This window comes from Streptomyces spectabilis (assembly GCF_008704795.1).
Taxonomy (GTDB): Bacteria; Actinomycetota; Actinomycetes; order Streptomycetales; family Streptomycetaceae; genus Streptomyces; species Streptomyces spectabilis.
In genome coordinates this window covers 2,962,742-2,988,875 of sequence record NZ_CP023690.1, presented here as the reverse complement: position 1 = coordinate 2,988,875, position 26,134 = coordinate 2,962,742, and the positions used below count along the sequence as shown (strand labels likewise).

Sequence of the window (26,134 nt, the reverse complement as noted above, 5' to 3'; positions counted from 1 at the left end):
CGGGATCAGGCCAGGTGCCACGCGCTGAAGTGAACGGGGCCCCGGGCCTCCGTGCCGGCGTTGGCCGCGGTCATGAAGAGGCCGACGTCCTGGGCCGCGGCCACCCCCGGCACGGGCACCGTGGCGACGGCCCGCCAGGAGGCCCCGTCGTCCGTGGACAGCTCCCCCGTGAAGGAGCCCCCGGCCCGGGTCAGGCGCAGCAGCACCGGTGCCTTCACGCCGGTGATCCGCCGGTAGGTGTCCAAGGTGCCGTCCCCGTTCGCGTCGTAGGAGAGGACGACTCCGTTGGCGGGCGTGACGGCCAGGTTGAGGAAGCCGGGGGAGCCGGGCGTGGCCAGGGAGTTGCGGACGATGACGCCTGCACGGGCCCAGGGCCCCGTCGCGGCCTGGGAGTCGACCCGCACGGTCACGACGCCCCCGTCCCGCAGGGCCCCCGGCCGGAAGAGCGTGCCGAACTCCGCGGTGCCGCGCCACAGATCGGCCCCGCCCCCGTCGATGGCGTACCGGCCGTCCAGCTCGCCGAAGACGGCGGAGTTGTTGGTGTAGGTCCGCCACTGGGGGCTGAGGGGCCCGGCTTCGAAGAGGGTGCCGTCGTGGACCGCGCGTACCCGCCGCTCGCCCTGCGGGCCGTACTCCACGGTGATCGTGTAGGGGAGGGGCCGGAGCGGCTGGTCGAGGGGCGTGCCGGGGGCGTCGGCGCGCCAGGCGACGGTGCCGGAGCCCCCGGCGGGCACGCGGGGCAGCGACGTCGGCCCGTCGGGCTCGGCGTCGATGCCGGTGAGGGCGAAGTCGACGCGGCCGGTGGCGCGAAGGCCGTTGACGTTGCGGAAGCGGGCCTCGACGCGCGCGCTGCCGCCGGGCGGGAACGCGGGCGGCTCGGCGGTGACCTCCAGGGAGCCCTGGTAGGGCGCGCGGGCCAGCGCGTCCCGCACCAGTGACGCCGTACGGTGCGCGTCCGTGACGGGCCGCAGCGGATGGTCGTCGCGGCGGCGCGTCCACGGCTCCTCGACCGCGCCGAACCAGTCGACCGCCTTGGGCGGGCGCCCGGCCGCGAGCGCGTCGGCCAGCTCGTCCAGCCACAGCTGCCAGCGCGGCGTGTAGAAGTCGCGCAGCAGGCCGTGCCACTCGCGGTTGCCGTACTCGTGCAGATTGCCGGGGTCGGCGGTGGCGCGGTCGCCCCACACGGTGATGAGGACCCGCGCGGTGCGCTCGAACTCGGCGCGCTCGGTGTCGTTCGTGGCGAGCCGCCGCGCGTCGTCGAGCCACGGCCCGAGCAGGAACGCCTCGTGCCCGCCGGTCACGTCGTCCGCGAGGCGCATCAGGCGCAGCCACAGCGTGGAAAGGGCGCGGAAGGTGTCCTGGTCCTTGCGCCGGTACGCCGCCCTGAGCTGCGGCAGGAGCTGGCGGCTGCGGTGGGCGAGGGCTTGGCGTGCCACGTCCACGAGGTCGTACTTGTACGCGGCGCTGCCGCGCAGGCGCGGCGCGACGCCGAGCAGGCCCGCGAGCGCCGCGTCGAAGCGGGCGGGGTCGTAGGTGAGGGCGCGCGGCGCGTACTCGGCGGCGCGGTTCGCGGCCAGGTCGGGGCGGGCCGCGAACAGCGAGTCGTGCGGATCGCTGCGCTCCACCGCCGTGTGCTGGTACGCGGTCTCGTGCAGGGCGCGCCAGGCGGACCGCGCGGCCCGGTCGTGGCCGCCGTAGCGGAAGTCGGCGTAGGAGGAGAACCACGCGGCGCGGTCCACCTCGTCGTCCCGCCAGGCCAGTTCGGAGAACAGCTCGAAGGCGGCCGGGTCGCGGTCGGTGGCCTCCGGCAGATAGGCCGTGCCGGCGAGGGCGCTGCCCGGCTTGTCGCGCCAGGCGAAGAACTTCTCCTGCCACAGGTGCGTCCGGGCGCCGATGGTGGTGCGCCCGCCGAAGTTCGGGATGGTGCCGAAGCAGTAGGGCGTGCCGCCCCAGTCCTTCTCGCGGTCGGTGACGCCGCGGTAGCGGTCGGAGACGCCGTCGACGATGAGCATCTTCTTCTTGTCGATGGCGTCGAGCAGTTCGGGCAGCGGGTTCTCCTGCCAGCCGAGGATCACCCAGGTCGCGCCCGGGTGCGCGGTGCGCAGGGCCTTCTCCACGCCGCGCGCGGCGTCGGGGACGGGCACGTCGCCCGCGGTGCCGCCCTCGTGCAGCAGGTCCATCTTGAAGTGCCCGGCCGCGCCGAACAGCTCGCGCTGGTGGCGGTAGAAGGACGCGGCGACCCGGGCGAAGGCGTCGGTGCGCGGGTCGAGCCAGTCGGGGCGCGCGAAGCCGTGCCAGGTGCCCTGCGGGACGACGCGGGCGTCGCCGCCGTTGCGGGCGACGAAGCCGTCGGGGACGTGCCCGTAGTAGCCGGGCAGGACCGGCGCCATGCCCAGGTCGCGCAGCCGGTCCACGATCCGCCGGCCGAGGTCCGCGCGGCGCGCGATGAGCTCGGGCGAGAGCGGACCGCCGTAGCCGGACAGGTTCTGCAGGAGCCACCAGGGCTGGTGCGACGGCGCGGGCAGCCAGGCGCGGGACTCGGCGTCGGTGTACTGGAAGTCCCGCAGGACCCGGTGGTAGACGGCCTCGGTGCCCGCGATGACGAAGACCTCGTTGCAGCCGTGCAGGGCGAGCAGGTCGATCATGCGCTCCCAGTACGGCCAGTCGGCGTAGGGGGCGGTGTAGCCGTCGTTGGTGTCGTTGAGCGCGAACCGGTGGGGGAGCGCGGTGGACCGGGTGAGCGGACGCGCGGGCGCGGGCAGGCGGCGCGGCAGGTTCAACTGGCCGCCGTTCCAGGCGAGGTGCGCGCCGCACACGTACTTCAGGTACCAGTGGACCCCGGCGAGGAGCACGGCGGGAGTGGTGCCGTACACCTCGACGCGCCCGGAGGTCCCGGTCACGCGGAAGCGGTCCCGGCCGCCGTGCGCCGGGACGAGTCTGAGCCGGAACTGGTCCGCGTGGTGCGGGAGTCGACGATTGAGCACGGCGCGCGCCGCGTCCGTATCGAAGGCGGGGTCCTTCGCGGGCCCGTCGGCCGCGCGGGCCGGGTGGGCGGTGCCGAGGGCGGCGCCCAGGCCGGTGAGGCCGAGGGCGCCCGCGCTGCCGAGGACCGAGCGTCGCGATGGTTCGTACATGTGTACCCCCTGCGTCGATGGCTGCGGCGCACGGTATCCGGGCGGCCCGCGGGGCGCGACGGAACGCACGGACACGGCGCGTTCACATCACCTGATGAGACGGGAGCGACGGATGAGGAGCATGGTGTGGGCGGCCGGGGCCGTTTCGGCCACCGCGATCGGCCTGGTGATCGCGGCCGGGCTCGCGGGCGGCGACGGCGGCTCCGGGGCCGGGCCCGCGCGCCCCGCGACGGCGACCGGCACCCTGGAGCAGCTCGCGGCGAAGGCCGAGTGCGCGCCGGACGTCCAGACGGACGCGGCGGAGCTGCGCCAGGCGAACTGCCAGAACGGGGCGGGCCGCTTCGTGCTCGCCACCTTCGCCACCGACCGCGGCGAGCGCGAGTGGCTCAACCAGGCCAAGGACTACGGCGGCACGTACCTCGTGGGCCGCAAGTGGGTGGCGGTGGGCGAGCCCGGCGTGCTCAGGGCGCTGCGCGGCCACCTCGGCGGGACGGTGGAGCGGTCCTCGCACCACGCGTCGGAGAGTGACGGTGGTTAGGGGGGACGAGGACACTGGCCCTGGGCACGTAGGGCGCTCCGGTCACCGCGCGAGCTGACCGCGCAGCAGTCTGGGGGCTAGGCGCAGCGGCGGTTGTCGTTGATGCACGCCGCCACGCGCTGCATCAGCTTCCGGTCGAACACGTTGATGAAGTCACCGTGGTCGGTGACGGGCTTGTGGAGCTGCTCGGGGAAGGAGTCCACGGCGAAGCCGGGGCCCGGCGGCACGTCGTACACGATGCGTTGCACGAGCTGCGGGACGGCGCGGAAGCCTTGGGGGCAGCGGCCGCTGCGCGGGTCGGCGAAGGCGACGTGCGTGCGGTGGTTGGCGCTGTCGGTGTTGCGGCCGTCCCAGCAGCTCTGGAAATTGAAGGTGCGGACCACTTTGCTGCCCTCGGGGCAGATCGGGTACTTGTCCTTCAGCTGCCGGTTCTCGAATCCGGTGCAGCTCCAGGAGGCATTGGCATTCGCGTCGCCATTGGTGAACGCCTTGGCGTCGCCGGTGATGACGCGCAGGAACCGCGGCATCGCGGTGACCTTGCCGACGGGACTTCCGACGAATTTCAAGGTGACCTGGTCCGGCGTCTGGATCTCGCCGAAGTTCTTGTCCCGGCCGCCGCCGTCCGCGTCGGAGTCGTCCTCGTCGTTTCCGTTCTGCAGGCGGAGCACGGGCCAGTAGTAGGTGGACTTGTCGCCCTGATTGCGGCAGCTGGTGCGGCCGCCGGCGAGTTCCTGGTCGCTGGAGAAGGCGTCGGTCTCCTGGTTTCCGACGTAGTCGTGCATGTGGTGCGCGCCGTTGCTCACGCCGGGCGCCACGATGACGTTGTCCGGGTTGAACTTCCCGTTCTCGTTCGTGCCGCAGCGCGTGGTGAAGGTGCCGCGTGAGGCGCCGCGCTGGTTGCGGGGCTTTTGGACGTTGGGCCGTACGGAGGTGATGTCGACGAAGTCCCCGGCCTCGGGACCGTTGCCCGCCTGGCCCTGGTCCTCGCCCGGTTCCTGACCTGGTTCCTGGTCCTGGCCCGGCTCTTGGCCCTGGCCCGGTTCCTGGTCCTGGCCCGTGCCGTCCTGCGGCGGGCCGTCGTCGTCGGCGCGCAGGGTGCACGGCGCCATGCCGTCCAGGTTCTCGGGGGCCGTGCCGCTGCGGTCGATCGCCGTCCGGATGGAGTCGATGGCCGGTCGCCGCTGCTCCTCCAGCGGCCCGAGGACCGCGCTCCGGTCCTCGGGGTTCTCGGCCTCGGCGAACCGTGCGTACGCCTGGGTGATCTGACTGTCCAGTTCCGCGAGTCGCCGGTCGACCTCGGCCCGGGCGTCCTGGGGGACTTCGGGCAGCTGGTTTCCCACATCGGGGCAGCTGATGGTGGTCGCCTGCGACCCCTCGCCCTGAATCTGGTTCCGGCTCCCGACGTCCGACGACGGACTCTCTTCGGCGTTCGCGTAGACATTCACCGCGAGAAGTCCGCCGCCGCCCAGGATTAACGCCGCCGACGCGGCGATCGCCCGCCCGGCCAGCTTTGATCGTTTTCGTGACGTGCGTCGTGTGGTGCGTCCCATGAGGCTACGTACGCAGCACAGGACCACGGCGTTCAAAGCCGTGCCGGATTTCCCCGGGAAATCCCTTGAAGCGCAGGGGAATTGATCAGCGGCCCTGGTCGAGAAAGGCGAGAACCGCGAGGACACGGCGGTTGTCGTCGTCGGAGACCGGGAGACCGAGTTTCGCGAAGATGTTGGAGGTGTGTTTGGCGATGGCCCGCTCCGTCACCACGAGCTGCGCGGCGATCGCGGCGTTGGACCTGCCCTGCGCCATCAGCTCCAGGACCTCCCGCTCGCGCGGGGTCAGCGCGCCGAGGGGTTCGTTCGCGGACCGGCGCGACAGGAGCTGCTGGATGACCGTGGGGTCCATCGCGGTGCCGCCCGCCGCGACCCGGCGCACCGCGTCGACGAACTGCTCGGCGTCGAACACCCGGTCCTTCAGGAGGTACCCGACGCCGCCGTTGCCGTCGGCGAGCAGCTCGCGCGCGTACAGCTGCTCCACGTGCTGGGAGAGCACGAGCACCGGCAGGCCCGGGCGCGCGCGGCGGGCGGCGAGGGCGCACTGGAGCCCTTCGTCGGTGTGCGACGGCGGCAGCCGGACGTCGACGACGGCGACGTCCGGCTGGAGCTCGGCGAGGGCCTTGGCCAGTTCGGGGCCGGTCTCCACGGCAGCCGCGATCTCGAAGTCGAACGCCTCCAGCATCCGCACCAGGCCGTCGCGCAGCAGGAAGAGATCTTCGGCTAGGACAACTCGCAAGGGATCTCCATGGTCACCATGGTCGGGCCGCCAACGGGACTGCTGACGGCGAGTATGCCGTCGAATGTACCGAGCCGCCGTTCGATCCCGCTCAGACCCGAGCCCGAGCCGATGCTCGCCCCGCCCCTGCCGTTGTCGGTGACCGCGATGCGGAGCATGCCGTCCGCGTGGTGGACGTCCACCCAGATCCGGTCCGCCTGCGCGTACTTGACCGCGTTCGTCAGGATCTCGCTCACCGCGAAGTACGCCGCCGACTCCACCGGGGCCTCCGCCCGGCCCGCCACGTCCACGTCCACGTCCGTCGCCACCGGCAGGCGCAGCGCGAGCGCCCGCACCGCGTCACCGAGGCCGCGCTCGGCCAGGACCGGCGGGTGGATGCCGCGCACCAGGTCGCGCAGTTCGGTGAGCGCCTCGCCGGAGTTCTGCCGCGCCTTGGCGATCATCTCCTTGGCCTTGGCGGGGTCCTTCTCCACGATCGCCTCGATGGTGCCGAGGTCCATGCCCATGGCGACGAGGCGGGCCTGGGCGCCGTCGTGCAGATCGCGCTCGATGCGGCGCAGCTCGGCGGCGGAGCTGTCGACGGCGTCGTGCCGGGTCTCCTCAAGACGGTCGACGCGCAACGCCAGCTCCCGCTCCCGCATGGTGGCCGTCGGGGCGAGCAGGGTGCGCGACAGCTGGAAGTGGGCGCGCAGCAGCAGCGGATTGACGTACAGGCTCAGGGCGAAGAAGGCGGAGCCGAGCGCTGCGGCGGCGAACGCGGTGGACTGCGAGGTGACGTGGATGAACGCGAACCACTCGCCGCCGCCCGCGTCGTAGATCGGCTTCCAGACGCCGCAGGCGAGGACCCAGCCGTACGCCATGTACAGGATCAGCGCGGGCGGGAGGATCGCGAGGATCGCGCCGAAGGTCATGTTCACCAGGAGCCACTCCAGGTCCCGCCAGGTCGCCGGGTCCTTGAGCATCCGCGTGCAGCGCTCCACCTGCCCGGCCGGGCCGCGCGCCGGCCGCGCGGGATCCTGCCGGTACGGGACCGGAATGCGTACGTCCGCCCACTCCCCGGCGTGCAGCCGGTGCAGCGTCGCGTACTTGCGTACGGCGGTCAGGACCACCGGGGTCGTGAACACGCCGATCCCGATCACGATGAGCGCGATCGACACGACCGAGAGCACGAAGAGCGTGATCGACCCGACCAGCGAGATCACCGTCATGTACAGGCCGCGCGCTCCCGCGAGCAGGCTCTCGCGCACCCTCGACGTCTTCATGGTGTCCCTCTCCTCGACTGGCCCTGTCCGGCCGTGCCCACGAGCACCCGGCACCAGGACAGTTTCCCTGGTCGGGGCGGTCCGGGTCATTCGGCTCCGCCCCCAGAACGGGGGTGTACCTGACGACACCCCCCGACCTCGCCCTGTGCTTCACCGAGAGGGGTGCTCGGCGGCTGGGTCCCGGCGCCGCCGATTCCTAGCGTGATCCACGTCAACTCGCTTAACTCACGCTTACCAATGGGGGCGAAGGTCATGAGCGCCAAGAGGCTGAACCTCGCGGCACGACTCGGGGTGTGGAGCGCGCACCACCGCAAGAAGGCGATCCTCGGCTGGCTGCTGTTCGTGGTGCTCGCCACCGTCGTCGGCGGGGCCACCGGCACCGTCACCGCGGACGACGACGAGATGGGCACCGGCGACTCGGCGCGGGCCGCGAAGATCCTCAAGGACGCGGGCATCGACGAACCGGCCTCCGAACTCGTCATGGTCAGCGCGCGCACCGCCGACGGCTGGCGGGAGGCGGCCGCGGACCTCGCCGCCGCGATCGAGAAGACCGGCGAGACGACGAAGGTGCAGCCGCCCCTGCCCTCGAAGGACCGCACGGACGCGTTGCTCCGCTTCCAGCTCAAGGGCGAGTCGGACACGGCCGCCGACCGCGTCGACCCGGTGCTCGAAGCCGTCGACAGGGCCAGGGACGAGGGGAAGGCGCACGGCGTCGCCGTCCACCAGTTCGGCGACGCCAGCTCCGAGAAGTTCCTCAAGGACCTGCTCGCCGACGACCTGCAGAAGGCCGAGTTCATGGCCGTGCCGCTGGCGCTCGCCATCCTCCTGGTCGCCTTCGGCGCGGTCGTCGCCGCGCTGCTCCCCGTCGGGCTCGCGCTGACCGCCTGCGTCGCCGCCTTCGGGCTGCTCGGCCTCGCCAGCCACGCGGTGAACATGGCCGAGACGACGTACTCCGTGATGTTCCTGATGGGCCTCGCCGTCGGCGTCGACTACTGCCTGTTCTATCTGCGGCGCGAGCGCGACGAGCGGGCCGCAGGACACGACGCCGAGACCGCCCTGCGGATCGCCGCCGCCACCAGCGGGCGCGCGGTCCTGGTCTCGGGCCTCACCGTGATGGTGGCCATGGCGGGCATGTTCCTGTCCGGGCTGCTCCTCTTCAAGGGCTTCGCCGTCGCCACGATCCTGGTGGTGTGCGTGGCCATGCTCGGCTCCGTGACCGTCCTGCCCGCCCTCCTCGCCTGGCTCGGCGACCGCATCGACGCCGGGCGCATCCCGTTCCTCAACCGCCGCTCCAAGAAGGGCGTCCACGCCAGCGGCACCCTCGCCGGATCCCTGGTGAAGCCGGTGCTCGCCAGGCCCAAGTTCTTCGCCGTCGCTTCCGCGGGCCTGCTGCTCGCCCTGGCCGCGCCCGCGCTCGGCATGAAGACCGAACAGCTCGGCCTGGAGAAGCAGTTCGGCTCCGACGCGCGCCTCTCCGTCGCGTACCGGGAGATCACCGGCGAGTTCCCCGGCGGCCCCGCGCCCGCCCGCGTCGTCGTGCACGCCGACGACATCGGGGCCGCGCCGGTCCGCGACGGCCTGCGCTCGCTCACCGCGAAGGCGGGCAAGGGCGCCGAGCTGACGGTGCACGAAGCCGGGGGCGTGGCCGAGATCGAGGTGCCGCTGCCCGGCACCGGCAGTGACGCGGCCGCCAAGAAGGCCCTGGACGACCTCAAGTCGGACGTACGGGACTTCCGCGCCGACACCCGCGCCGACGGTCTGGAGGCCTACGTCGGCGGCGACCTCGCCGGGTCGCAGGACTTCACCGACCAGCTCGGCAAGGGCATCGTGCCGGTCTTCCTCTTCATCGCCGCCGTCACCTTCCTGCTGATGCTCCTCAGCTTCCGCTCGGTGGTCATCGCGGTGACCTCGATCGCCCTGAACCTGCTGTCCGTGGGCGCGGCCTACGGCGTGATGACAGCCGTCTTCCAGCACGGCTGGGGCGCGTCCCTCATCGGCTCCGAGAAGGCAGGCGCCATCGAGAGCTGGATGCCGCTGTTCGTCCTCGTCGTCCTCTTCGGCCTCTCCATGGACTACCACGTGTTCGTGGTCTCCCGGATCCGCGAGGCGCGCGACCAGGGGCTCGACAACCGGGCCGCGATCCGTGAGGGCATCTCGCGGACCGCGGGGGCGGTGACCGGGGCCGCGGTGATCATGGTGGCCGTGTTCGCGGTGTTCGGCATGCTGTCCATGCAGGACATGCAGCAGATGGGCGTGGGGCTGGGGGTCGCGGTCCTCCTCGACGCCACGGTGGTCCGTATGGTCCTGTTGCCCTCCGTCATGACGCTGCTCGGTGAGCGGAACTGGCGTACGCCGCGGGGCCTCGGCTGGCTCCCCGAGGTCTCCCACGCCGAGCCCTCCGCGCCGGCCCCGCCCCGGGCCAAGGCCCTGGCCTGACCCCCCACGGGCCGGGGTGCCCCCCACCCCGGCCCCTCCCACGGCGGGCTTCCCCACCTCCCCGCCACCCGGCTCCGGGCCCCGCCCCACCGCACCGCGAGCGGCACCCCACACCCCCGCCACTGCCCTGGCGGGGGCTTTCCCACCCTCCCGCCCGGATCTCCCCGGCTTTGCGGGGCCGGGGCCTGGCGGGTGGCGTTGGGGTCGGTGCCTCGCGTTCCCCGGCGTTGTGGTGGTGGGGGCTTTCTCACCCTCCCGCTCGGGTCTCCCCGGCTTTGCGGGGCTGGGGCCTGGCGGGTGGCGTTGGGGTCGGTGCCTCGCGTTCCCCGGCGTTGTGGTGGTGGGGGCTTTCTCACCCTCCCGCTCGGGTCTCCTTGGCTTTGCGGGGTCGGGGCCCGACGCGAAGCGCTTGCGGGCGGCGCCTCACGCCGTCGCCGCTGTCGTGACGGGGCTTTCCGCCCCGACGCGTGGTGCTGCGGGCGGCACCCCAAGTCCTCCTCCGCTGCACCCGAATTTTCCCGGCTTGGCCAGGCTCAGCCCTGACGCGGAACGCTTGCGGGTGGCGTCCATTCGCGCCCGCCCCGGGGTGGGGGCGGGTGGGTGGGACTATCCCCGAGCGGCACGCAGCGTGGCCCCGGCCTGGAGCGCGTGTGGGTGGTGCCTTGCGAACTTGCGGCCTTGGGTGGGTGGGCCCGTTCCTGGGCGGGCCGCATTCAGGCCCCGGTGCCCTGCGATTCCGTGGCCAGGTGGAGGTGGGCCCGCTTTCCTGGGGAGGGCCGCAGTCGAGCCCCGGGGTGGGGGCTTGCGTAGGTGGTGCCCCGCGACCCTGTGGCCTCAGACGGGGGCGGGTGGGTGGGACCGTCCTCGGGGGGTGTAGCCAGGGTCCGGCGCGGCGTGCCTGTGGGTGGTGCCCTGCGATCCCGTGGCCTCGCGTGGGTGGGCCCGTTCTTGGGGGAGGCCCGTAGCCGGGCCTCGGTGTGGAGCGCGCACAGGTGGCGCCCTGTGATTCCGTGGCCAGCTGGGTGGGCCGGTTCCTAGAGAGGGCCGATGTCGAGCCCTGGAGTGAGCTTGCGTGGGTGGTGCCCCGCGACCCTGTGGCCTCGGGTGGGGGCGGGTGGGTGGGACCGTCCCGGGGGTGCACAGCCTGGGCCCGATGCGGGGTTCGCGTGGGTGGGGCCCCGCGGTCCCGTGCCCTCGGGCGGGTAAGGCCGTCCCGGGGGCGCGCAGCCGGGCCCGGCGCCGCGTGCTCGTGGACGGCGCCTCGCGCCCCAGTGACCCCGCGCCCCAGCGGCCCCGCGCCCCCGCAGCCCCGGCGGGCGAGCCCCCAGCCATGGCCGCCGCCAGGCCCCGGGGCAGGCGGGTGGGGGACCACCCCAGCGGTGCGTTCAGCCCTCCGCCCCCGGAGCACGCGGCGAGCGCTAGGCCAGGGCCGCCGCCTCCTTGGCCGGAGGCAGGCCGACCTCCGGGCGGTCGGGGCGGCGGGGGGCCACCCCGCCGAGGGTCTGGAGCCAGGCCCAGGTGTCGGCCACGGTCGAGGACACGGGCCGGCACCGCGGCGCGGCCTTCGCCGCGCTCGTGTCGTGCATCGTGTCGTACAGCTCCCCCGGCGGCAGCCACACCGGCAGCTCCGACCACGGCTCGATCCCCGCCCCGAGCACGGCGTCCGGCGCCGTCCAGCGCAGCTCGGCACCGGGCCCACCGGCCACGGCCACGCAGGAGGCGAGCAGGTCCCCCATCGTGGCGTGGCCCTGGGGGCACACGAGGTTGTAGGGCCCGTGCAGCCCGGCCGCCACCGCGTCGAGCGTCCACTGGGCGAGGTCCCGTACGTCGATGTACTGGATGCCCGCGTCGCGCGGCCCGGGCGCGAGCACGGGACCGCCCCGCGCGACCCGGTTCAGCCACCACGGAAGCCGCCCGATGTTCTCGTACGGGCCGAGGATGAGCCCGGCCCGCACGAGCAGCGTCCGCTCGGGCCCGAAGGCGGCACCGGCGGCCAGCTCACCGCCCCGCTTGTCCTCCGCGTACGCCACCGCGTCCGCGTCCGGATCGCCGTCCACGACGGGGAACGACTCGTCCGATCCGGCTTCGCCGGGGTAGCGGTACACCGAGGCGCTGGACACGTACACGTACCGTCCGGCGCGCCCCGCGAGCAGCCGCGCGGCGTCCCGCACGACTCGCGGCGCCCCGGACCAGGTGTCGACGACGGCGTCCCAGGTGCCGCCGTCGGCGGCGAGTGCGGCGAGGCCGTCGGGAGCCGTACGGTCGACGTGGACGGACCGCGTGCCCGCGGGGGCCGGGTGCCGCCCGCGGTGGCAGACCGTCACCTCCCAGCCGCGCGCGAGCGCGGCCTCCGTGACGGCCCGCCCCACGAATTCCGTACCACCGAGCATCAGAAGTCTCATGATCCGACTCTGCACGCAGGGACCGCCGTACGGGAACAGGATTCCGCCAGCAGGAGAACGGGCCGCGGCGCCGGGGGCGTCAGCCCGCGGTCGGCGGCGCGTACTTGTAGCCCACGCGCCGCACCGTCTGGATCGTCCTGCGGTGCTCGGCCCCGAGCTTGCGCCGCAGACGGGCGATGTGGACGTCGACGGTCCGCCCGTCGCCCACGTGGCCGTAGCCCCACACCGTCGTCACGAGCTGGTCGCGCGTGTGCACCCGGTGCGGGTGCGCGACGAGGTGCGCGAGCAGCTCGAACTCCAGGTACGTCAGGTCGAGCTGGCGCCCGTCGACGTGGGCGGAGCGCCGCGCGGTGTCGATCCGCAGGGGCCCCTCGGCGCCGGCCTCCGGCGCCTGCCCGGGGTCGGGCGTGACGGCCCCGAGGTGCTCCTGACCCGCGGGGAGCAGGACCAGATAGCCGATCATCGGCGGCTGGCCCGGCAGTGTGGGCAGGGTGTGCTGCGGCGCGGGCAGGAGCGTCGCGCCGGGCGGCAGGAAGCCCGAGAAGTCGGTGAGGTCGGCGATCTGGGCCACCTCGTCGGGCGCGACGGCGCGCAGCCGCCCGCGGCCCGAGGGGGCGGCGACGCGGGGGGCGGTCCGGACGGATGCGGCCGTGGCGGTACCGGCGGCGGCCTTGGCAGCGGTGAAGGAACGGGAGTTCGCCATGAGTCAGCTCTTTCGCGCTTGGGAGTCGTCGAGGACGTACGTCGTGCGCGTCAGGCCGGAGGCCGGGTGAACGGCTTTAGAGGGCCCGCGCGTTCAGCGCGCGGCAACACACCCGGTCGAAGTCGTGATGCTGCCGGGAAGGCCAGAAGGGCTCGAGGTCATGATGACCCGTCGCGGTGTTCTGGAAGCTGCCCATGGCCCCATTGAAGCAGATGGGAGCGGGTCCGGAGGATCCCTCTCGCTCCTTGATACGCGGTCTTGGCATATGGATGGCGTGAAGTGGCGCCCCTGACAAGGGGCGTTGAGCAGCGGAAAAGGGGCGCCCACCGCGGTGGCGGGCGCCCCTCGTCAAAACCGGCACAACGTGCGGAACGGGTCAGACCTGACCGGCCTTCTCCAGGGCCGCGCAGCAGGTGTCGACGAGCAGCCGCGTCACCACGTAAGGGTCGACGTTCGCGTTCGGGCGGCGGTCCTCGATGTAGCCCTTGCCGTCCTTCTCGACCTGCCACGGGATGCGGACCGAGGCGCCGCGGTCGGAGACGCCGTAGGAGTACTCGTTCCACGGAGCGGTCTCGTGCAGGCCGGTGAGGCGGTCGTCGATGCCCGCGCCGTAGTTCTTGACGTGGTCCATCGGCTTGGAGCCCTCGCCGAGGGACTCGCACGCGGTGATGATCGCGGGGTAGCCCTCGCGCATGGCCCGGGTGGAGAAGTTCGTGTGCGCGCCCGCGCCGTTCCAGTCGCCCTTGACCGGCTTGGGGTCGAGGGTGGCGGAGACCTTGAAGTCCTCGGCCGTGCGGTAGAGCAGCCAGCGGGCCACCCACAGCTGGTCGGAGACCTCCAGGGGGGAGAGGGGGCCGACCTGGAACTCCCACTGGCCCGGCATGACCTCGGCGTTGATGCCGGAGATGCCGAGGCCCGCCTTGAGGCAGTTGTCCAGGTGCGCCTCGACGACGTCGCGGCCGTGGATCTCGTCCGCGCCGACGCCGCAGTAGTAGCCGCCCTGCGGGGCCGGGAAGCCGCCGGCCGGGAAGCCGAGCGGGCGGTCGCCCTCGAAGAAGGTGTACTCCTGCTCGATGCCGAAGATCGGCTCCTGCGCCGCGAACCGCTCCGCGACCTCGACGAGCTGGGCCCGCGTGTTGGAGGAGTGCGGCGTCATGTCCGTGTTCAGGACCTCGCACAGGACCAGGATGTCGGCGCCGCCGCGGATCGGGTCCGGGCAGGAGTAGACCGGCTTCAGGACGCGGTCGGACGCGTGCCCCTTCGCCTGGTTGGTGGACGAGCCGTCGAAGCCCCAGAGGGGGAGCTCGGCGCCCTGTGCGTCATCGGTGAGGATCTTGGTCTTGGAACGGAGCTTGGCGGTCGGCTCGGTGCCGTCGATCCAGATGTACTCAGCCTTGAAGGTCACGGGCCTCATCCTTAGAACACTTGGTACGGCGCAGTCGTGCGGGTGCTGCGGGCCGTGGCGATGACGGCAGCCTGTCAACGCGCGATTTCCCGTCCGTTGCCCATATGTGAACCCCGTGTTACCTGGGGCGGGAGTGGCCGGGATCACCTCGCGGGACCGTTTCCGGCCGCGCGGCGCGCTACTTGATCACCGCGTTGGCCGCCGCGATCAGCAGCCCGATCGCGGCGTCGGCGAGGCCGATGAGCACCGCCGAGCGTCTGCGGTAGCCGGAGCGCAGCGCGGCGAAGGTGCCCCAGCCGAAGAGCAGCGCCGCGTTCAGGGTGAGTCCCGCGTACGTGACGCTCTTCTCCGGCCAGCCCATGATCCCGGCGAGGACGAGGAGCGCGACGGTCGGCCAGCAGGCGATGACCACCGGCCACTCGTCGGCCAGCGCCCAGCCGAGCTGGCGCCAGCGGTGGCTGCCGCTGCCCGGCCTGTGCGTGGCCATGTGGTGGGCGTAGCCGTGCGCGAGCGCCGCCGTGCCCGCGGTGACCATGACCCAGGCGGCGTCGTAGTACGGCGTGAAGCGCTCGCCCTCGGACTGGAGGGCGGCGAGCAGCGCGCTCGCCAGCACCGTGCCGTAGACGCCTCCGGCCAGCCAGCTCCGCACGGCGCGCTCCCTTCACTCGTCCCGTGCCGCCGGTCCGGCTCCGGGTGGAGCGCTCCACCCTACGTACCGATGCGCAGGTGTTTGTAAAGGTTTGCCCGCTTTCGTCGCACGGTCGCCCATCGCCTCGTCTCGCCTCGTCCCGCCTCTCCGGGGCGCGGGGCGCGGGGCGTGGGCGTCAGCGCCCCAGCGCGTCCCGCACCGCCTCCTCCGTGCGGGCCACCACCGCCGTGCCGTCGTCCGCCGTGATGATCGGCCGCTGGATGAGCTTGGGGTGCGCGGCGAGCGCCGCGATCCACGCCTCGCGGCCGGAGTCGTCGCGGGGCCAGCGGGCGCGGTCCTTCAGGTCGAGCTCCTTGGCGTCGGCCTCCTGGGTGCGGGTGATGTCCCAGGGTTCGAGGCCGAGCCTGCCGAGCACGTCGCGGATCTCGTCGGCGGTGGGCACGTCCTCCAGATAGCGGCGCACCGTGTACGCGGCGCCCTCCGCGTCGAGCAGCGTCAGCGCGCTGCGGCACTTCGAACAGGCGGGATTGATCCAGATCTCCATGCCCACACGCTACCTGTGAACCATCCGCCCCACGCCCCCTCAAACCCCCTCTGGCCAGGGAGGATTGCGATTCCGGACACGGGCCGTTGTCAGTGCCGACACGTAGAATGGAAGCAATGTTCGAAGGGGCCCGCGAGGGTTCCCGAACCGCGACAGGAGGATGTCCGTGCCCGCTGCCGCCATTCCGTCCGTGCCCGCCAAGCCCGCCGCCCGCTCCCGCAACCGCCCCTCGTCCCGAGCCTCCCGCACCCCGTGCCCGGCTCAGCAGCCGCTGCTCGACGTGCCGTACGTCCCCCTGGAGAAGCACCCCCTGCCGCCCGGCCGCCCCCGCGAGTGGTACATCACGCACAACCGCCGCCTCAAGGCCATGCGCCTGGCCATCGCCCTGCTCGACACGGGCGTGTACGTGCCGAACCAGGCGAGCAACGTACGGATACGCACGATGGCGGAGACGGTGGGCATCCACCCCCCGTCCGACACCACGTGCCACATGGTGCGCGCCTTCATGCGCTACAACCGCTGACCCCGGACGGCCGCTGACCCCCGCGGTGCGTCCCGCCCCCTGGGGGCGGGACGGGGCGCACCGCCGGGGCCCGGTCATACTGACCCCCATGACCCAGCCGCCCAGCCTCGTCAACGGGCCCCGCTCCGAAGGGGAGTTGCCGCCCCTGACCACGGTCGGCCTGCCGGACGGCACCCGCTTCGCGGTGCGCGGCCTGCGCGCCGCCCCCACCGCCCCCGCGGTCCTCGTGGTGCCCGCCATGGGCACCCCCGCCCGCTTCTACCGCCACTTCGCCCGCGAACTGCACCGGGCGGGACTCACCGCCCTGACCGTCGACCTGCGCGGCCAGGGCGAGAGCACCCCGCACGTCAGGGACGCCGCCGCGCGCGACCACGGCTACCGCGTGATCCTGGAGGAGGACCTCGGCGCGGTCGTGGACGCCGTGCGCGCCGAACTCGGCCCCGAGCCGCCGCTGTTCCTGCTCGGCCACAGCCTCGGCGGCCAGCTCGCCCTGCTGCACGCCGCCGCCCGGCCCGGCCCGGTCGACGGCGTCGCCCTCGTCGCCTCCGGCACGGTCTGGTACCGCGCCTACGGCACCCTGCGCGCGCCCCTGCTGCTCCTGGCCACCACCCTCATCGCGGCCACCGCGACGCTCCTGGGCCGCTGGCCCGGCGCCCGGCTCGGCTTCGGCGGCGACCAGACCACGGGCGTCATGCGGGACTGGGCGCGCCAGGGCCGCACCGGCCGCTACCGCCCGGGGGGCTCCGCCCGCGACTACGAATCCGCGCTGCGCGCCCTGGACGTCCCGGTGCTCGCGGTCAGCGTCGAGAACGACACCTACGCTCCGGCGTCCGCCGTGGACCACCTGGTCGGCAAGGCCGCCGGAGCCCGCGTCACCCGATGGCGCTACACGGAGCGCGAGGCGGGCGCCCGCCTCGACCACTTCGCGTGGACCCGCGCGGCCGGGCCCCTCGCCCGGCGGATCGCCCGCTGGGCCACGGCACAGGGCACGCCCTGACGCGCCCCGGCGGCGTCACCCGCTCGGCCCACCCGGACATGCGCGGCCCCGCGCTTCGGCATTGGCTGCTCTTGGCCCATCAAGCCCGTCCGGCGATTGAGGACGGGCGCGAAGCGCGCTAGACGGAGGTCGAGGGTTTACGGGAAAGGGGTGGACCAGGGGTGCCCCGAGGCCCCGCCCGCCCCGTCGAAAGGGGACCGCTCATGACGACCGCGGCCGAGCGTGCGGAGCGGGGCAAGGCCGCCCGCAAACGGGCCTCCCGGTCCTCGCACGGGGCCTGGATCCCCTCGGCGGACCGGGCCGACCCGGTGGCCGTCCTGGAGCGGCAGTCCGCCGACCGCGTGCAGGACCTGCTGCCGATCCGCTACGGCCGCATGGCCGCGTCCCCGTTCGCGTTCCTGCGCGGGGCCGCCGCCGTCATGGCGGGCGACCTCGCCGCCCAGCGCCACACCGGTCTGACCGTCCAGCTCTGCGGCGACGCGCACCTGCTGAACTTCGGCGTGTTCGCCTCGCCCGAGCGCCGTCTGCTGTTCGACCTCAACGACTTCGACGAGACGTACCCCGGCCCCTTCGAATGGGACGTCAAACGCCTCGCCGCCAGCGTCGCCGTGGCCGCCCGCGAGACGGGCCGGGGCGAGGACCGGGCCCACGACGCGGCCCTCGCCGCCGTCACCGCCTACCGCACCGGCATCCGGCGCCTGGCGCGCAAGGGCGAGCTGGACGTCTGGTACGCGAGCGTCGACACCGACGACCTGCTGCGCCTCATCGACTCCGCGCGCCGCCGCGAGCGCGCCGCGGCCCGCCTCGCGCACGCTCGCCGCCACACCAGCCTCCAGGCCCTCGGCAAGCTCACCGAGGTCGTCGACGACCGCCGCCGCATCATCCACGACCCACCCCTGCTCGAACCGGCGGGCGCCCCCGACATGGCGGCCCTGCGCAAGATCTTCGGTGACTACCGCTCGACGCTCGCCGAGGAGCGCCGCCTGCTGCTCGACCGCTACCGCTTCGTCGACGCCGCCCGCAAGGTCGTCGGCGTCGGCAGCGTCGGCACCCGCTGCTTCGTCGTGCTGCTCACCGGCCGCGACACCGACGACCCGCTGTTCCTCCAGATCAAGGAGGCCGTGCGGTCCGTCCTGGAGGAGCACCTGCCGACCGGCCCCTATCTGCACCCCGGCCACCGCGTGGTCGCGGGCCAGCGGCTGCTGCAGGCCGCGGGCGACATCTTCCTCGGCTGGATGACGGGCCCGCAGGGCCGCGCCTACTACTGGCGCCAACTGCGCGACATGAAGGGCTCCGTGGACATCGCCGAGCTCGAACCCGCCGAACTCCTCGCCTACGCCCGCCTCTGCGGCACCGCCCTCGCCCGCGCCCACGCCCGCTCCGGCGACCGCATAGCCATCGCCGCCTATCTGGGCTCCGCCGACACCTTCGACCGTGCCGTCGCGGCCTTCGCCGTGCGCTACGTCTCCCAGAACGCGACCGACCACAAGGCGCTGACCGGCGCGATCGACGCCGGAGTCCTCACGGCGGCGACGACGTACTGAACGGCCCGGCAGGACCGGCCCCGGCGTGTGACGCGCGCGACCACGCTCTCTGGTTTCGGGCCGGTGCGGGCCCGGGGAGAGCCTCCGGCATGACCACAACCGTCAGCGTCTTCACCCTCGGCGGCACCATCTCCGCCCACTCCGGCGGCGGCTCCGCGCGCCTCACCGGCTCCCAGACCCTCGCCACCGTTCCCGTACCGGACGACGTCAAGACGGAACTGCACGACTTCCGCAGGCTCCCGGGCTCCTCCCTGACCCTGGAGGACCTGGCCGCCCTCGCGGAGCGCGTGGACGAGGCCACCGCCGCGGGCCACGGCGTCGTGGTCGTCCAGGGCACCGACACCCTGGAGGAGACGGCCTTCCTGCTCGACGTGGTGTGCGCGCCCCGCACCCCGATCGTGGTCACCGGCGCCATGCGCCGCCCGGACCTGCCGGGCGCGGACGGCCCCGCCAACCTCGCCGCCGCGCTCGCGGTCGCCGCCGACCCGCGCTGCCGGGGCCTCGGCGTCCTCGTGGTCCTCGCCGACGAGATCCACGCGGCGCGGCACGCGCGCAAGGCGCACACGACGTCGCTCACCACCTTCGCCTCGCCCGGCGCGGGCCCGCTCGGCCGCGTGGTGGAGGGCGTGCCGCGGATCCTGCTGCGCCCCCAGGAGCCCACCGTGGAGCGCCCGTTGCGGCTGCGGAACGCGGCCCGCGTGGCCCTGTTGACCCTCGCCATCGGCGACGGCGGAGAGCTGCTCGAAGCGGTGGACGACGGCTTCGACGGCCTGGTCGTGGCGGCCTTCGGCGCGGGCCACGCCCCCCAGTGGCTGGTCGAACCGCTCGCGGCCCGCGCCGCCCGGATGCCCGTCGTCCTCGCCTCGCGCACCGGCGCGGGCCCGCTCCTCAGCGAGACCTACCGCGGCCCCGGCTCGGAGGCCGACCTGCTGTCCCGCGGCCTGATCTCCGCGGGCTCCCTCGACGCCCCCAAGGCCCGCCTCCTGCTGCACGCCCTCCTGGCGGACGGCGCGGACCGCCGTGCCGTCGAGGCGGCGTTCCACCGCCTGGACGGGAGCGGCGCCTAGCCGAGCTGCTCCGGCGTCACCGTCAGCCACCCCTTGTCCGCCGTCACGGGCTGCCCCAACTCCTTCTGCCGCGCCGCGTTCTTCCGCTTCATGGCATCGAGCTGCTTCATGTAGCTGTCCTTGCGGTTGACCCACACGCGCACGCCCCCATGCCGTACGTCCGCCGAGTGGAAGAGCATCGGCCCGTCGCTCACCGGCGTGTCCCCGGCCACGAGGACGGGCTTCTTCCACTCGTCGATGTACGTGGAGATCGCCGCGGGCTTGCCCTGGTACCAGGTCAGCGGCGCCCACAGGTTCGGCGTCAGCTCGTAACGGGCGAGCCGCGCGCGGTCCTTCGGCCCGAAACGGCCCTCGGCGATCTCCTTGCGGGCGCTGGTGACGCGGCCGGTCCTCGGGTCCTTCAACTGGAGGCCGACGCCGATGACGTTCTGCGGCTTCACCCCGTACCCGTACTTCGGGTCGGCGAGCACCATCCGCACCAGGTCCTCGCTCGCGGCGCTCACGACGTACACCTCGATCCCGTGCGCGCGCAGCGACTTGTACAGCTCCCGCATGCCGGGGGAGAACTCGGGGCGGTGGACCTCGGTCCGCGTCACCTTCCCGTCCTCGTAGTACGTCGCCGGGATCGGCTTGTCGTACGCGAGCAGCTCGTCGACGTACCCCTTGAGGGTCTTCAGGGTGAAGCCGGAGAAGATCTGCGCGGCCCACGGGTAGCAGACCTGGTCGTCGACCTCGCACAGGCGGTTGTAGTAGCTGTAGAGGCTCTCCTTGTGCGTGGCCGTGTCCTTGAAGGGGATGACCTTCAGCGAGGGGTCCATCGACTTCCGGGTCAGGACGCCCTTCATCTCCAGGAACGGAAGCAGCGCCTCCTCCAGGTCGTTGCGGTACGTCGTGTTGTCCGCGTCGAAGACGGCGTACGCGCCCTTGTGCTCGTTCGCGGCGATGACCTTGCCGAGCCGCGCGGCCACCGGCTCGGGCCAGTGCTCGAGCCCGGCGGCGGCGCGGCCCCCCGCGCCCGCCTGGCTCGCGTCGGCCGTGCCCGCCCCCGGCCACAGCGCGCCGCCCGCGAACACCGCCGCCGCGACCGCTCCCGCGAGGCCGAAGGCCGCCCGCCTGCCCCTGCCCCGTGCTCCGCCTCGTGCTCGTCCAGCCATGGTGGTCCGTTCCTCGGAAGTGATGCGCCGCCCGGTGCGGAGCGGCGGGCCATGCTACGAGCGCGCGCGGGCGATTCCCATGATCGATGTCACCGTGCGTGGCGGGCATGGGACACGGGGGAGCGGGTAGCCGCAGGGGCACGCGCGGGGCGTGCCCGGTCCCGCACCCGGTCCCGTGCCCGACCCCGCACCCGGTCCCGTACGCGGTCACAATGGACGCATGGACACCGCCCTCCGCGAGTTCGTCCGCGCCCCGCTCCCGCCGGAGCAGGGCGGCAAGGTCGTGTCCGCCGTGGGCTACCGCACGAGCGGCGAGCGGCCGGGCCTGCACCGCGGCCTGCCGTCCCCGTATCTGACGCTGATCTTCTCGCTCGACGGGCCCGTCGTCAGCGGCCGCACCGCGGAGCAGGCCACCGGGCCCGACGCCGTGCGCACCGACATCGTCGTGGGCGGCCTGCACCAGAGCCCGGCGTACGTCGTGCAGCCCGAGCACCAGGCGGGCATCCAGCTCGCCGTGCACCCCCTCGCGGCCCGCTCGCTCCTCGGCCTGCCGGCCGCCGAACTGACCGGCGTGCTCGTCACCGACGGCACGGACGTCCTCGGCCGGATCGCCGCCGACGTCCGCGAGCGGCTGTGCGCGGCCGACGGCTGGGACGAGCGGTTCGCCTGCCTCAACGCCTATCTGGCGGGCCGCGCCGCCGACGCCGGGCGCCTCGGCCCGGTGCGCCCCGAGGTCGCCGAGGCCTGGGCCTGGCTCGCCCGGCACCGGGGCGCGGGCACCCTGCGGGGCCTGGCCGCGCACGTCGCGCTCAGCGAGCGCCGCCTCTCGGCCCTGTTCCGCGCCGAGACCGGGGTGACGCCCAAGCAGGCCGCCCGCCTGATGCGGTTCCAGCACGCGAAGGCGCGGATGGTGCGCGCGGTCGTCGCGGGCGCGCCCGCCGACCTCGCCCGCGTCGCCGCCGACTGCGGCTACTACGACCACTCCCACCTGGTGCGCGACTTCCGCCAGTACACGGGAGCGAGCCCGAGCGCCTGGCTGGCCGAGGAGTGCCGGAATATCCAAGCCGGGGGACACCGCGACGGCCAAGACTGAGAGGCATGAACACCACCGAAGCGGTACAGAGCACCCAGACCACCCCGAACCTCCGCGCCCCCGACGTCTGGCCCACCTTCCAGGCCCACGACGCCCCCGCGCTCATCGACTTCCTCGTCACCACCGTCGGCTTCCTGCGCACCGCCGTCTACGAGGACGGCGGCCGCGTCGCCCACGCCCAGCTCGACTGGCCCGAGGGCGGCGCCGTCATGCTCGGCTCGTACGACCCGGAGTCGGCCGCGTGGTGCCTGCAGCCGGGCACGTTCGGCGCGTACGTCGTCACGGACCACGTCGACGCCCTCCACCGCCGCCTCAAGGAGGCGGGCGTGAAGATCATCCGCGAGATCGAGGACCAGCCGTACGGCAGCCGCGAGTTCGCCGTGGAGGATCCGGAGGGCAACAAGTGGTCCTTCGGTACGTACCGTGGCGAACCGCGCCCCGAGCAGGGGTGGGATCCGGCCGGGTGATAGCTTGCGCACGCCAGTCGCGCCCGCACCCGGGCCAGGGAATCCGGTGGGAAACCGGAACTGACGCGCAGCGGTGAGGGGGACGGGCGGGACCAGCGGCCACTGGATGTCACGGACATCCGGGAAGGCGGCCCCGCCCGGACGAACCCGAGTCCGAAGACCTGCTGGCACCGCCGACCGCGCGCCGGGCGGCGGGGTTTCGCAGACCAGGCTCCGCGCATGAGCCATGAGACCCGGGAAGAACCTGTGCCCCCTCTTGCCCCTCTTGCCCCTCTTGCCCCTCGCGCTCTCCGCGCGGCCGCCCGTCCCCGCACCGCCGCCCGCGGTGCCCGCACCGCTCCCGGGGCGCGCCTGACCGCGCTGCTCGCGGCGGGCGGCCTCCTCCTGCTCACCGCCTGCGGCGGCGGCTCGGCCGAGCGGCGGGACGCGGGGGCCAAGGCCGCGGGCTACCCGGTGACGGTCACGTCCTGCGGCAAGAAGGCCGAGGTCACGGCCCCGCCCGAGCGGGCGGTCTCCCTCGACCAGGGCTCCACGGAGATCCTGCTCTCCCTCGGCCTCGCCGACCGCATGGTCGGCACCGGCACCTGGACCGACCCGATCCTGCCCGGACTGGAGAAGCAGAACGCGAAGGTCGAGCGCCTCGCCGACCGCTACCCGTCCCTGGAGAAGGTCCTCTCCAAGGAGCCGGACTTCGTCAGCGCCTCGTTCCTCTACACCGTCGGCAAGGGCGGCGTCGCCGACCGCGCCAAGTTCACCGAGCTGGGCGTCCCCGTCTACGTCTCGCCCAGCGACTGCGCGGGCAAGGACAACGGCGGCGACGGCGACGGCACCCGCACCAAGACGCTCACCATGGACACCGTCTACGGCGAGATCCGCGACCTGGCCCGGGTCTTCCACGTGGAGCGGCGCGGCGAGCGCCTCGTCGCGGACCTCAAGTCCCGCGTCACGAAGGCCAAGCGCACCCTCAAGTCGTCCGACGCGTCCGTCCTGTACTGGTTCTCCGACTCCAAGGCGCCCTACATCGCGGGCTGCTGCGGCGCGCCCGGCGTCATCACCCGCACGCTCGGCGTCCGCAACGCCTTCGCCGACACGCGCGCCGAGTGGCCCCAGGTCAACTGGGAGACCGTGGCCGACCGCGACCCGGACGTCCTCGTCATCGGCGACCTCACCCGCAAGGCCCAGTCGGCCGAGAGCGCCCGGGAGAAGATCAAGTTCCTGGAGTCCAACCCGGTCACCAAGAACCTCACGGCCGTGAAGAAGAAGCGGTACGTACTGCTCAGCGGCCAGGCCCTGAACCCCACGATCCGCACGGTCGACGGCATCGAACAAGTCGCGGCGGGGCTGCGCGAGTTCGGCCTGGCCCGGTGAGCACGGCCGCGCGCGAGCGGGCCCGCGGCGGGTGGCGCCCGGCGCGCGGTGCCTGGCGCACGGCGCTGCTGTGGGCGGCGGGCCTGGTGGCGCTTCCGCTCTCGGTGGCCGTCGCCGTCACCATCGGCCCGGCCGACATCTCCGTACCGGACGTCTGGGCCGCGGTGGCCGCCCACCTCGGCTGGGGCGGGGCCGAACTCACCCCGCTGCGCGACGGCATCGTCTGGAACCTGCGCATGCCGCGCACCCTGCTCGCGGGCGTGTGCGGGGCGGGCCTCGCGGTGTGCGGCGCGGTCCTCCAGTCGCTCCTGCGCAATCCGCTGGCCGACCCGTTCGTCCTCGGCGTGTCCTCCGGGGCGTCCACGGGCGCGGTGGCGGTGGTGGTCCTCGGGGTCGGCGGGGGAGCGCTTTCGGTCTCGGGCGGGGCCTTCGTCGGCGCCCTGTGCGCGTTCGGCCTCGTGCTGCTCCTCAGCCAGGCCCTGGGCGCCACGACGGACCGCGTGGTCCTGTCCGGCGTCGCGGCCATGCAGCTCTTCTCGTCCCTCACCTCCTTCGTCATCCTGACGGCGGCGGACGCGGAGACGACCCGTGGCGTCCTGTTCTGGCTGCTCGGCTCGTTGAGCGGCGCGGACTGGACGGACGTGGCGGTCTGCGCGACGGTCCTGGCCGTTGCCCTGGCGGTCTGTCTGTCCCAGGCGCACACGCTCGACGCGTTCGCCTTCGGCCAGGACGCGGCGGCGGCCCTGGGCGTGCACGTCATCCGGGTCCGGCTGCTCCTGCTGTGCACCACGGCCCTGCTCACGGCGGCCCTGGTCAGCGCCGCGGGGGCGATCGGCTTCGTCGGCCTGACCCTGCCCCACGCGGCCCGCCTGCTCGTCGGCCCGCGCCACGCCCGGCTCCTGCCGGTGACCGCCCTGACCGGCGCGGTCTTCCTCATCTGGGTGGACACCCTGGCCCGTACGCTCCTGGACCCCCAGGAGGTCCCGGTCGGCGTGGTCACGTCCCTGATCGGCGTGCCCGCGTTCGTGGCGGTCCTGTACCGCACGAGGAGGGCCGGATGAGCGCGACGGGGCTTCCAGCCGGGCCTTGGGCGGGTGCGGGCCGGGCCTTCGGCGCGACGGGCGCCGAACGGGTCTCCCGGGCCACGGGCGGCCGTCTCCTCGCCCCGCGCGCCGGTCTCCCGGGCCTTGATGGCTCCGGCAGGTTCACGCTCCCGGGTCTTCTGGCGGGCGTGTCGTTTCGGGTCAGGGGGGTCGGGTGACGGGGGCGGCGGAGGTTTCGGGTGTGGCGGTGGGTGTGGGTCTGAGTGCGGAGCGGGTGTCGCGGGTTGCGGGTGGTCGTCTCATCGTGGACGGTGTCACGCTCGCCCCGCGTCCGGGCGCGGTGGTCGGTCTGCTGGGGCCCAACGGCTCCGGCAAGTCCACGCTCCTGCGCCTCCTGGCGGGCGTCCTGGCCCCGGCCTCCGGCGTCGTCACCCTCGACGGCGAGCCGCTGCGCGACCTGGGCCGCCGCGCGGTGGCCCGCCGCCTCGCCCTGGTGGAGCAGCAGGCGGACACCCAGGTCGACCTGACGGTGCGGGACGTCGTGCGCCTGGGCCGCGTCCCGCACCGCCGCGCCTGGGTGCCGTCGACGGCCGACGACGAGCGGGTCGTCACCGAGGCCCTGGCCCGCACGGGCCTGTCCGACCGCGCGGACCAGCCCTGGCACACCCTCTCCGGCGGCGAACGCCAGCGCTCCCACATCGCCAGGGCCCTGGCCCAGTCCCCGCGTGAACTCCTCCTCGACGAGCCCACCAACCACCTGGACATCCACCACCAGTTGGACCTCCTCACCCTGGTGGCGACCCTCCCCGTCACCACGGTGATCGCCCTGCACGACCTCAACCTCGCGGCGATGTTCTGCGACGAGATCCTGGTCCTGAAGGAGGGCAGGGCGCACGCGCACGGCACCCCGGCGCAGGTCATCACCGAGCCCCTCATCGCGGAGGTCTACGGCGTCCGGGCCCGGGTGACCCCGCCCGCCACCCCGCTCGACCACCCGACCGTCACCTTCCTGCGGCCGTCGGACCCGCGGCCCGCACTCCCCGGATGACCAGGCCACCCGACGACGAGGTCCCCCTCGACACGCTCATGCGCCTCCGCGCGATCTGCGGCCGCCTCCCCGACGCGTACGAGGAGCGGGCCTGGACCGGCACCCGCTGGCGCGTACGGGCCCGCACCTTCGCCCACGTCTACGTCACCGACCCCGCGCGCCCCGCCGCCACCCACGCCCACGCGGCCGCGCCCACCACGACCCTCACCTTCCGGGCCCGGGGCGAGGAGTTCGAGGCCCTGACGCACGCGGGCCCGCCCTTCTTCCGGATGGGCTGGGGCGCGAACGTCGTCGGCATGCACCTGGACGAGGCCGCCACGGACTGGACGGAGGTCGCCGAACTCCTCGTGGAGAGCTACCGCGCCCTGGCCCCCAAGAAGCTCGCGGCACTCCTCGACGATGACGAACAGGGCTGGACAGCCACGCCCCTGTCGTAACAGAATCAGTTTCGACAGAAGAGCCGAACGGCGG

General features: G+C 73.6%; 22 protein-coding genes and 1 riboswitch. Of the genes, 12 read left to right on the top strand and 10 right to left on the bottom strand.

The features are described 5' to 3' along the window. Positions 1 to 5: 5 nt before the first annotated feature. On the bottom strand, positions 6 to 3,134 hold the full coding sequence (locus CP982_RS12920; protein ID WP_150510657.1) for an alpha-N-acetylglucosaminidase: 3,129 nt from the start codon (positions 3,132 to 3,134) through the stop codon (positions 6 to 8). A gap of 112 nt (positions 3,135 to 3,246) precedes the next feature. On the opposite strand from CP982_RS12920, the gene CP982_RS12915 reads away from it, so the two are divergent. Further along, a complete protein-coding gene (locus CP982_RS12915; protein ID WP_150510656.1) occupies positions 3,247 to 3,672 on the top strand; it encodes a hypothetical protein in 426 nt (141 codons plus the stop codon). 77 nt (positions 3,673 to 3,749) lie between these two features. Here CP982_RS12915 and CP982_RS12910 read toward each other — a convergent pair whose 3' ends face one another. From CP982_RS12910 to CP982_RS12900, 3 genes are all read right to left on the bottom strand, one after another. Beyond that, positions 3,750 to 5,222, bottom strand: coding sequence for a DUF1996 domain-containing protein (locus tag CP982_RS12910; RefSeq protein ID WP_150510655.1), 1,473 nt, complete (start codon positions 5,220 to 5,222; stop codon positions 3,750 to 3,752). An 85-nt stretch (positions 5,223 to 5,307) separates the two neighbouring features. Further along, on the bottom strand, positions 5,308 to 5,958 hold the full coding sequence (locus CP982_RS12905) for a LuxR C-terminal-related transcriptional regulator (protein WP_150510654.1): 651 nt from the start codon (positions 5,956 to 5,958) through the stop codon (positions 5,308 to 5,310). Continuing rightward, positions 5,943 to 7,220, bottom strand: coding sequence for a sensor histidine kinase (locus tag CP982_RS12900; protein WP_150510653.1), 1,278 nt, complete (start codon positions 7,218 to 7,220; stop codon positions 5,943 to 5,945). The genes CP982_RS12905 and CP982_RS12900 overlap by 16 nt, the downstream gene beginning before the upstream one ends. A gap of 252 nt (positions 7,221 to 7,472) precedes the next feature. Here CP982_RS12900 and CP982_RS12895 point away from each other — a divergent pair, with 252 nt between their 5' ends. Next, entirely contained in the window at positions 7,473 to 9,656 is a 2,184-nt protein-coding gene (locus CP982_RS12895) for an MMPL family transporter (protein ID WP_184924974.1), read from the top strand. Positions 9,657 to 11,074: 1,418 nt separating this feature from the next. On the opposite strand, the gene CP982_RS12890 is transcribed toward CP982_RS12895, so the two are convergent. The 5 genes from CP982_RS12890 to CP982_RS12865 form a co-directional block, all read right to left on the bottom strand. Then, positions 11,075 to 12,058: an NAD-dependent epimerase/dehydratase family protein gene (locus CP982_RS12890; RefSeq protein WP_150510652.1), complete on the bottom strand. Its 984-nt coding sequence runs from the start codon at positions 12,056 to 12,058 to the stop codon at positions 11,075 to 11,077. A gap of 79 nt (positions 12,059 to 12,137) precedes the next feature. Beyond that, the gene (locus CP982_RS12885) at positions 12,138 to 12,761 is read right to left on the bottom strand and encodes a winged helix-turn-helix domain-containing protein (RefSeq protein ID WP_150510651.1); all 624 of its coding nucleotides are present in this window, start codon (positions 12,759 to 12,761) and stop codon (positions 12,138 to 12,140) included. A 376-nt stretch (positions 12,762 to 13,137) separates the two neighbouring features. Next, positions 13,138 to 14,166, bottom strand: a complete 1,029-nt coding sequence (glnII, locus tag CP982_RS12875; RefSeq protein WP_150510649.1) for a glutamine synthetase — start codon at positions 14,164 to 14,166, stop codon at positions 13,138 to 13,140. 178 nt (positions 14,167 to 14,344) lie between these two features. After that, entirely contained in the window at positions 14,345 to 14,815 is a 471-nt protein-coding gene (locus CP982_RS12870; RefSeq protein WP_150510648.1) for a hypothetical protein, read from the bottom strand. A gap of 175 nt (positions 14,816 to 14,990) precedes the next feature. After that, complete coding sequence (locus CP982_RS12865) at positions 14,991 to 15,359, bottom strand: arsenate reductase family protein (protein WP_150510647.1); 369 nt, start codon at positions 15,357 to 15,359, stop codon at positions 14,991 to 14,993. Positions 15,360 to 15,519: 160 nt separating this feature from the next. Between CP982_RS12865 and CP982_RS12860 the strand changes: the two genes are divergently transcribed. The 4 genes from CP982_RS12860 (at position 15,520) to CP982_RS12845 (ending at position 19,490) form a co-directional block, all read left to right on the top strand. Further along, complete coding sequence (locus tag CP982_RS12860; RefSeq protein ID WP_229878914.1) at positions 15,520 to 15,882, top strand: hypothetical protein; 363 nt, start codon at positions 15,520 to 15,522, stop codon at positions 15,880 to 15,882. Positions 15,883 to 15,970: 88 nt separating this feature from the next. Then, positions 15,971 to 16,879 carry an alpha/beta hydrolase family protein gene (locus CP982_RS12855; RefSeq protein ID WP_150510646.1) on the top strand — a complete coding sequence of 303 codons (909 nt, stop codon included), beginning with the start codon at positions 15,971 to 15,973 and terminating at the stop codon, positions 16,877 to 16,879. A gap of 203 nt (positions 16,880 to 17,082) precedes the next feature. Continuing rightward, a complete protein-coding gene (locus tag CP982_RS12850) occupies positions 17,083 to 18,423 on the top strand; it encodes a DUF2252 domain-containing protein (protein WP_150510645.1) in 1,341 nt (446 codons plus the stop codon). Between the two features lie 89 nt (positions 18,424 to 18,512). After that, a complete protein-coding gene (locus CP982_RS12845; RefSeq protein ID WP_150510644.1) occupies positions 18,513 to 19,490 on the top strand; it encodes an asparaginase in 978 nt (325 codons plus the stop codon). On the opposite strand, the gene CP982_RS12840 is transcribed toward CP982_RS12845, so the two are convergent. Beyond that, complete coding sequence (locus tag CP982_RS12840; RefSeq protein ID WP_229878915.1) at positions 19,487 to 20,644, bottom strand: haloacid dehalogenase-like hydrolase; 1,158 nt, start codon at positions 20,642 to 20,644, stop codon at positions 19,487 to 19,489. The genes CP982_RS12845 and CP982_RS12840 overlap by 4 nt on opposite strands. A 220-nt stretch (positions 20,645 to 20,864) precedes the next feature. On the opposite strand from CP982_RS12840, the gene CP982_RS12835 reads away from it, so the two are divergent. The 6 genes from CP982_RS12835 to CP982_RS12810 all read left to right on the top strand — a co-directional run bounded on the left by CP982_RS12835 (position 20,865) and on the right by CP982_RS12810 (position 26,100). Then, positions 20,865 to 21,737 (top strand): AraC family transcriptional regulator, encoded by an 873-nt coding sequence (locus CP982_RS12835; RefSeq protein ID WP_150510643.1) that lies wholly within the window; start codon positions 20,865 to 20,867, stop codon positions 21,735 to 21,737. 5 nt (positions 21,738 to 21,742) lie between these two features. Then, positions 21,743 to 22,204, top strand: coding sequence for a VOC family protein (locus CP982_RS12830; RefSeq protein WP_150510642.1), 462 nt, complete (start codon positions 21,743 to 21,745; stop codon positions 22,202 to 22,204). Continuing rightward, positions 22,202 to 22,387, top strand: a riboswitch (cobalamin riboswitch). Its footprint overlaps the gene before it by 3 nt. Positions 22,388 to 22,423: 36 nt before the next feature. Then, positions 22,424 to 23,572, top strand: coding sequence for an ABC transporter substrate-binding protein (locus CP982_RS12825; protein WP_150510641.1), 1,149 nt, complete (start codon positions 22,424 to 22,426; stop codon positions 23,570 to 23,572). After that, positions 23,569 to 24,633, top strand: coding sequence for a FecCD family ABC transporter permease (locus CP982_RS12820; protein WP_150510640.1), 1,065 nt, complete (start codon positions 23,569 to 23,571; stop codon positions 24,631 to 24,633). The genes CP982_RS12825 and CP982_RS12820 overlap by 4 nt, the downstream gene beginning before the upstream one ends. A gap of 223 nt (positions 24,634 to 24,856) precedes the next feature. Beyond that, positions 24,857 to 25,663 (top strand): ABC transporter ATP-binding protein, encoded by an 807-nt coding sequence (locus CP982_RS12815; RefSeq protein WP_150510639.1) that lies wholly within the window; start codon positions 24,857 to 24,859, stop codon positions 25,661 to 25,663. After that, positions 25,660 to 26,100, top strand: a complete 441-nt coding sequence (locus CP982_RS12810) for an MmcQ/YjbR family DNA-binding protein (RefSeq protein WP_150510638.1) — start codon at positions 25,660 to 25,662, stop codon at positions 26,098 to 26,100. The genes CP982_RS12815 and CP982_RS12810 overlap by 4 nt, the downstream gene beginning before the upstream one ends. Positions 26,101 to 26,134 lie beyond the last annotated feature (34 nt).

Coding starts and splice junctions, on each gene's coding strand:
- CP982_RS12920 (WP_150510657.1), bottom strand. CDS start 3,134: ATGTACGAACCATCGCGACGCTCGGTCCTCGGCAGCGCGGGCGCCCTC.
- CP982_RS12915 (WP_150510656.1), top strand. CDS start 3,247: ATGAGGAGCATGGTGTGGGCGGCCGGGGCCGTTTCGGCCACCGCGATC.
- CP982_RS12910 (WP_150510655.1), bottom strand. CDS start 5,222: ATGGGACGCACCACACGACGCACGTCACGAAAACGATCAAAGCTGGCC.
- CP982_RS12900 (WP_150510653.1), bottom strand. CDS start 7,220: ATGAAGACGTCGAGGGTGCGCGAGAGCCTGCTCGCGGGAGCGCGCGGC.
- CP982_RS12895 (WP_184924974.1), top strand. CDS start 7,473: ATGAGCGCCAAGAGGCTGAACCTCGCGGCACGACTCGGGGTGTGGAGC.
- CP982_RS12890 (WP_150510652.1), bottom strand. CDS start 12,058: ATGAGACTTCTGATGCTCGGTGGTACGGAATTCGTGGGGCGGGCCGTC.
- CP982_RS12885 (WP_150510651.1), bottom strand. CDS start 12,761: ATGGCGAACTCCCGTTCCTTCACCGCTGCCAAGGCCGCCGCCGGTACC.
- CP982_RS12865 (WP_150510647.1), bottom strand. CDS start 15,359: ATGGAGATCTGGATCAATCCCGCCTGTTCGAAGTGCCGCAGCGCGCTG.
- CP982_RS12860 (WP_229878914.1), top strand. CDS start 15,520: ATGTCCGTGCCCGCTGCCGCCATTCCGTCCGTGCCCGCCAAGCCCGCC.
- CP982_RS12855 (WP_150510646.1), top strand. CDS start 15,971: ATGACCCAGCCGCCCAGCCTCGTCAACGGGCCCCGCTCCGAAGGGGAG.
- CP982_RS12850 (WP_150510645.1), top strand. CDS start 17,083: ATGACGACCGCGGCCGAGCGTGCGGAGCGGGGCAAGGCCGCCCGCAAA.
- CP982_RS12845 (WP_150510644.1), top strand. CDS start 18,513: ATGACCACAACCGTCAGCGTCTTCACCCTCGGCGGCACCATCTCCGCC.
- CP982_RS12840 (WP_229878915.1), bottom strand. CDS start 20,644: ATGGCTGGACGAGCACGAGGCGGAGCACGGGGCAGGGGCAGGCGGGCG.
- CP982_RS12835 (WP_150510643.1), top strand. CDS start 20,865: ATGGACACCGCCCTCCGCGAGTTCGTCCGCGCCCCGCTCCCGCCGGAG.
- CP982_RS12830 (WP_150510642.1), top strand. CDS start 21,743: ATGAACACCACCGAAGCGGTACAGAGCACCCAGACCACCCCGAACCTC.
- CP982_RS12825 (WP_150510641.1), top strand. CDS start 22,424: ATGAGCCATGAGACCCGGGAAGAACCTGTGCCCCCTCTTGCCCCTCTT.
- CP982_RS12810 (WP_150510638.1), top strand. CDS start 25,660: ATGACCAGGCCACCCGACGACGAGGTCCCCCTCGACACGCTCATGCGC.